We start from the raw sequence: 6,290 nt of genomic DNA on the forward strand, positions 1-6,290 counted from the left end.
ATGTCAGCACTTCTTAAAACCCATGCCCATCCCCAGAGTGAATCGGCCGACGACGACTGGCGTCTGTTGCTTTCGGCCGCGCTTGATGGCGAGACGGAGCGTACCGAAACGGAAGCCTGCCTCGCGGCCCTGAAACGCGACGGCGAGCTGCGACAAAGCTGGTCGGACTACCATCTGATCGGCGACCTGATGCGAGGCGAAGCCCCGGCGCAGGAGGGCTTCATGGCACGTTTCTCGGCGCAGTTGTCCACCGAGCCGACCGTGCTCGCACCGCGCCGAAGCGTGTGGCCGCAGCGGGTTGCCGTGGCCTCGTTTGCCTCGCTCGCGGTGTGGGGCGCGATTTCGCTCACCCGGATGATGTCGGATGAACCGGCCACGCTACCCATGGCGACAGCCCCAGGATTTCAGCAGGCCTCGCTGTCGTCGGAGCCGGCAAGCGAAGACGCCCGGTTTGCGCCTTATCTGGTGGCGCATCAGGAGTTTGCCCCGATGACGGTGGTTTCTTCCCCTTACCAGCCGGCGGTGGCCGTAGCGGTGGAGCCGCGCTGATGCGGTCGCTGGCTGGATGGCGGCAGGGCTGGCTGGTTGCAGGGTTCGCTGGGCTGGTCTTGCTGTCCGGCGGGGCGCGTGCCGATGCTGCGGCCGATTGGCTCAATCGTGCGGCTACGGCCGCCAAACAGCAGAATTACAGCGGTATCTATGTCTATCACCACGGTGAGCACGTCGAGGTCTTGCGTGTACAGCACCGTGCCGATGCGAATGGCGAGCAGGAAAAAGTCGAAGTCATGGATGGCACCTCGCGCCAGTTCATGCGCATCAATAACGATGTGTACTGCCACTTGCCGGATGGCAAGCACGTTCGGCTGGAGCGCAATGCGCTGCGCCGTTTCTTCCCGGCTTTGCTGCCTGCCCAGCCAGCCAGCCTGCTCGATTTCTACGAAGCGAAGCTGGGCGGGATCGAGCGCGTTGCGGGACGCGCCTGCCAGGTGGTGACGCTGGCGCCGCGCGACGGATACCGATATACCTACAACTTCTGGCTGGACACCCGGACAGGCTTGCCGCTCAAGGCGCGCATCGTCAACGATAGCGGCAATGTGATCTCGATCCTCGTGTTCTCGGAAATCCAGATCGGCAAGGCTCCGGACATCCGCAATGACATGGCAGGAAAGATCATCCAGAAAATACAGCCGGGCAAACCGGTCATGAACGACTGGAACGTGACCCCGCCCCCCGGATACGAACAGGTGCAGGAAGCAGTACGTGTACTGCCCGGCAAGCGGGCGCCGGTCACGCATCTGGTTTTTTCGGACGGTTTGAGCGTGTTGTCGATGTTTGTCGAGCCTGCGGATCCGCAGGTGCAAAGCCTGCATGGCCTGTCGGCTGAAGGCGCGATCGGCATCTATGCCCGCGAGGTGGATGGCTACATCGTGACGACGCTGGGTGAAGTGCCGAACATGGCACTCATCGAAACCGGCAATTCGGCAACCCGGAAGTAAGGCCGGACATGCTGGAGCAGACAGCCGAAGTCATCCACACCGCATCCGACGGCGTCTGGGTGCAGGCCGTCGAGCCATCGGGCTGCGGCACCTGCGGTGGGCAGGGATGTTCATCGCGGCGCATCGCAGAACTGTTCCAGCGCAAGCCCCGGAATTTCCTGGTCGACTGCGACCTGCCCCTGACACCCGGAGACCGCGTGGTGATCGGGATTGCCCATGGCAGCGTACTCAAGAGTGCAATGCGCGCCTATGGCCTGCCGTTGGGCCTGATGCTGATGGGCGCGTTGCTGGCGCAGGTCATCCAGCCCGGCGACGGCACGGCGCTTGCCGGCATGCTGATCGGAGGGGCAGCGGGCTGGCTCCTGGCACGTGGCGGCCGGACGGCCCGTCCGGTGGTGCTCAGGCGAGAAGACAGAATTTCGCTTCAAGTAATGAAAGGACAGTCATGATGAAAAACGCTTTGGCGGCGATCGCGTTGGTGTTTGCCGTGTCGGTACCTGCATTGGCGAAGGATGTGATGGATGTGGCCGACCTGGTCGAGAAAGAAGGGCCGGCCGTGGTCAATATCAGCACCACCAAGATGGTGAAGCGTGGCCAGGAGTTTGGTGACGAAGGCATGCAGGAATTCTTCCGCCGCTTCTTCCCGGGCATGCCGGGCATGCCCGGAGGGCAGGAAGGCGGACAGGGCCCCGGCCCCATGCAGGAAATTCCGGCGCGCGGCGAAGGCTCGGGTTTCATCGTCAGCAACGATGGCTACATCCTGACCAATGCGCATGTGGTCAAAGGTGCGGACGAAGTGGTGGTCAAGCTCATCGACAAACGAACCTTCACGGCCAAGGTGGTGGGGGCCGACGCGCGTACCGACGTGGCCGTCATCAAGATCACCGCCAACAATCTGCCTGTCGTCAAACTGGGCGATCCCACCAAACTGCGGGTGGGCGAGGCGGTGGCGGCCATCGGTTCGCCCTTCGGTTTCGAGAACTCGGTCACTGCGGGCATCGTTTCCGCCAAGGGGCGCTCGCTGCCATCGGAGACCTACGTCCCGTTCATCCAGACCGATGTGCCGATCAATCCCGGTAATTCAGGCGGGCCCCTGTTCAATATGAAAGGCGAAGTGGTCGGCATCAATTCGCAGATTTACAGCCGCAGCGGCGGCTATCAGGGCGTATCGTTCGCGATTCCGATCGATGTGGCGATGGAGGCGGCGGCTCAGCTGAAAAGCGGCGGCAAGGTGTCGCGCGGCTGGCTGGGCGTGGTGATCCAGGAAGTGACCGCCGATCTGGCCGACTCCTTCGGCCTGGATCGTCCGCGTGGGGCGCTGGTGTCGCAGGTTCAGGAAGACAGTCCGGCGCAGAAAGCGGGACTCCAGGCGGCCGACGTCATCCTGGAGTTCAATGGCAAGGCCGTGGAAAACTCCAGCGACCTGCCGCGCATCGTCGGCATGGCCAAGCCGGGCACCAAGATCCCGCTGCAAGTCTGGCGTAAGGGGAAAGTCCAACAATTGAACGTGGTGTTGGGCGAATTGCCCACTGAAAGCCAGCAGGCGACCAATGACGGCAAGGCTATTTTGCGCGGCGGGCTGGCCCTGACTGAACTGGGGGCGGACCAGCGGCGGGCGCTCGACCTCGATTATGGCGTGCTGGTCGCGGATGCAACGGGCGATGCGGCACGTGCCGGCATCCGGACGGGTGACATCATCCTGGCGGTCAACAATACCAAGATCACCAGCGTGGCGGTTTATCGCAAGGCCATCGCCGCGATTCCCGCCGGCAAGAGCGCGGCGATCCTGGTGCGTCGCGGCGACGGCTCGCTCTATATCCCGTTGAAAATTTCGGGTGGGTAAAACGCTCACGCTCTATACGCGGAAAGGCTGTCCGCTCTGCGATGAACTGGCAGCCGAGGTCCGCGCCCTGCTTGCAGGGACGGGACACGCCCTGGTTCCTGTGGATGTGGATGCCGATCCGGCACTCAAGGCCGAATACGGCTGGGAGGTTCCGCTGTTGTTTGACGGCGACACCGAGATTTGCCGCCATCAGCTCAATCTGCCTGCGTTTCAGGAATGGCTGCGCTTCAACCCTTGAAATCCGTTAAAATCCGGGGTCTTATCGAATCCCTGATCGGGCACGGAAGCGTGCCCGTTTTGTTGTGTCCCAGAATCTGATCCGCAATTTTTCCATCATTGCCCATATCGACCACGGCAAGTCCACGCTGGCGGACCGCCTGATCCAGTTTTGCGGCGGCCTGTCCGAGCGCGAGATGGAGGCGCAGGTGCTCGATTCCATGGATCTGGAGAAGGAACGCGGCATCACCATCAAGGCGCAGACCGCTGCGCTGACCTACAAGGCGCAGGATGGCCAGGTTTACCGCCTGAACCTGATCGACACCCCGGGCCACGTCGATTTTTCCTACGAAGTCAGCCGCTCGCTGTCCGCCTGCGAGGGCGCATTGCTGGTGGTCGACGCCTCGCAGGGTGTGGAGGCGCAGACGGTGGCCAACTGCTACACCGCGATCGACCTTGGCGTCGAGGTGATCCCTGTGCTGAACAAGATCGACCTGCCGGCCGCCGATCCCGACCGGGTGGCGGAAGAGATCGAGGATATCGTCGGCCTCGACGCCACCGACGCGGTGCGTGCCTCGGCCAAGACCGGCATCGGTATTTCCGAAATCCTCGAGGTGGTGGTGAAGCAGGTGCCACCGCCGCGCGGAGACGAGTCTGCGCCTCTGAAGGCGCTGATCATCGATTCGTGGTTCGACAACTACGTCGGCGTGGTGATGCTGGTGCGCGTGGTCGACGGCGTGCTACGCCCGAAGGACAAGATCCGCTTCATGGCGAGCGGTGCGCAACATCTGACCGAACACGTCGGCGTGTTCACGCCCAAGTCGGTCGACAAGCCCCAGCTTTCGGCGGGTGAAGTCGGTTTCGTCATCGCCGGCATCAAGGAGCTCAAATCCGCCCAGGTGGGAGACACCATCACGCTGATCGACCGTCCCGCCAGCGAACCCCTGCCGGGTTTCAAGAAGGTGCAGTCGCAGGTGTTTGCCGGCTTGTATCCGGTTGAATCCCACGACTTCGAGGCGCTGCGCGACGCATTGACCAAGCTGCAGCTGAACGATGCCGCGCTGCAGTTCGAGCCCGAGGTATCGCAGGCGCTGGGATTCGGCTTCCGCTGTGGCTTCCTCGGCCTGTTGCACATGGATATCGTGCAGGAACGGCTCGAGCGCGAGTACGACATGGATCTCATCACCACCGCGCCGACGGTGGTGTATGAAGTGGTGCTGAAGGATGGCACCACGATCAACGTCGAGAACCCGTCCAAGCTGCCCGAGCCGTCCAAGATCGAGGAAATCCGCGAACCCATCATCACCGCGACCATCTTCGTGCCGGAGGAATTCGTCGGCAACGTCATCACCCTGTGCAACCAGAAGCGCGGCATGCAGCTCGACATGCAGTACCACGGCAAGCAGGTCATGCTGCGCTACGACCTGCCCATGAACGAAGTGGTGATGGACTTCTTCGACAAGCTGAAATCGACCAGCCGCGGCTATGCCTCGCTCGACTATGAATTCAAGGAATTCCGCGCCGGCGATCTGGTCAAGCTCGACATCCTGGTCAACAACGAGAAAGTCGATGCGCTGTCCCTCATCGTGCACCGTGCCACCAGCGTGTACCGCGGGCGCGAGCTCGCCGCCAAGATGCGCGAACTGATCCCGCGCCAGATGTTCGACGTCGCCGTGCAGGCGGCGATCGGCGCCAATATCATTGCGCGTGAGAATGTGAAAGCCATGCGCAAGAACGTGCTCGCCAAGTGTTACGGCGGCGACATCACGCGCAAGAAGAAGCTCCTGGAAAAGCAGAAGGCCGGCAAACGCCGCATGAAGCAGGTCGGCAACGTGGAAATCCCGCAGGAAGCCTTTCTTGCGATCCTCCAGGTCTCCGATAAATAAGAAACGGACCCCCCGACATGAACTTTGCCCTCATACTCTTCGTCGCCCTGGTGGTCACCGGCGCCATCTGGCTGCTCGACGTGCTGTTCCTCAAGCGTGGCCGCGACAGGGACGCCAAGGAGCCGATGCTGGTCGAGTACGCCAAGAGCTTCTTCCCGGTGATCCTCGTCGTGTTCGCGCTGCGCTCCTTCCTGGTCGAGCCGTTCAAGATTCCATCCGGTTCGATGATGCCCACGCTCCTGGTCGGCGATTTCATCCTGGTCAACAAATTCACCTACGGCATCCGCCTGCCGGTCATCAATACGAAGGTGGTCGAACTGAACAATCCCAAGCGGGGGGACGTGATGGTATTCCGCTATCCGGGCGACCCCAGTCTCGACTACATCAAACGGGTGATCGGCGTCCCCGGCGACGTGGTCGAATATCGTGACAAGAAGCTCACCATCAACGGCAAGCCCGTGCCATCAACCAACACGGGCACCTACAGCTACGTGGGTAATGGCCTGAATTACATTACCGCGATGGTGTACAAGGAACGCCTCAACGGCACCGACCACACCATGATGACGGAGCCGGACAAGCCCTCGGTCTATCCGACCCAGGTGGTGGACTTCCCTTACCGCGAGAACTGCTCCTACAATGCCGAGGGCGAAGGCTTCGTCTGCAAGGTGCCGCAGGGGCAGTATTTCATGATGGGCGACAATCGCGACGCCAGCAACGACAGCCGCTACTGGGGATTCGTTCCGGACAGGAACATCGTCGGCAAGGCCTTCTTCATCTGGATGAATTTCGACGAATTCGGCCGCATCGGCACTACCATTCGATAAGGAGACAGCATGTATCGCACGC

Annotated in this window: 7 protein-coding genes; all 7 read left to right on the forward strand. The window is 61.8% G+C overall.

The window, feature by feature from the left end:
* A complete protein-coding gene (locus tag ABT23_RS10925; RefSeq protein WP_296634925.1) occupies positions 1-549 on the forward strand; it encodes a sigma-E factor negative regulatory protein in 549 nt (182 codons plus the stop codon).
* Positions 549-1,496 carry a MucB/RseB C-terminal domain-containing protein gene (locus ABT23_RS10930; protein ID WP_296634929.1) on the forward strand — a complete coding sequence of 316 codons (948 nt, stop codon included), beginning with the start codon at positions 549-551 and terminating at the stop codon, positions 1,494-1,496. The genes ABT23_RS10925 and ABT23_RS10930 overlap by 1 nt, the downstream gene beginning before the upstream one ends.
* A gap of 8 nt (positions 1,497-1,504) precedes the next feature.
* Positions 1,505-1,945 carry a SoxR reducing system RseC family protein gene (locus tag ABT23_RS10935; protein ID WP_296634932.1) on the forward strand — a complete coding sequence of 147 codons (441 nt, stop codon included), beginning with the start codon at positions 1,505-1,507 and terminating at the stop codon, positions 1,943-1,945.
* Positions 1,942-3,339: a DegQ family serine endoprotease gene (locus tag ABT23_RS10940; RefSeq protein WP_296634934.1), complete on the forward strand. Its 1,398-nt coding sequence runs from the start codon at positions 1,942-1,944 to the stop codon at positions 3,337-3,339. The genes ABT23_RS10935 and ABT23_RS10940 overlap by 4 nt, the downstream gene beginning before the upstream one ends.
* A complete protein-coding gene (locus ABT23_RS10945) occupies positions 3,332-3,577 on the forward strand; it encodes a glutaredoxin family protein (RefSeq protein ID WP_296634937.1) in 246 nt (81 codons plus the stop codon). Before ABT23_RS10940 ends, ABT23_RS10945 begins: the two co-directional genes overlap by 8 nt.
* Positions 3,578-3,641: 64 nt before the next feature.
* Positions 3,642-5,441: a translation elongation factor 4 gene (gene lepA, locus ABT23_RS10950; RefSeq protein WP_296634939.1), complete on the forward strand. Its 1,800-nt coding sequence runs from the start codon at positions 3,642-3,644 to the stop codon at positions 5,439-5,441.
* A 17-nt stretch (positions 5,442-5,458) separates the two neighbouring features.
* Positions 5,459-6,268 carry a signal peptidase I gene (lepB, locus tag ABT23_RS10955; protein WP_296634942.1) on the forward strand — a complete coding sequence of 270 codons (810 nt, stop codon included), beginning with the start codon at positions 5,459-5,461 and terminating at the stop codon, positions 6,266-6,268.
* Positions 6,269-6,290: the final 22 nt, after the last annotated feature.

The sequence above is a fragment of the Thiobacillus sp. SCN 63-57 genome (assembly GCF_001725555.1).
Classification (GTDB): Bacteria; Pseudomonadota; Gammaproteobacteria; order Burkholderiales; family Thiobacillaceae; genus Thiobacillus.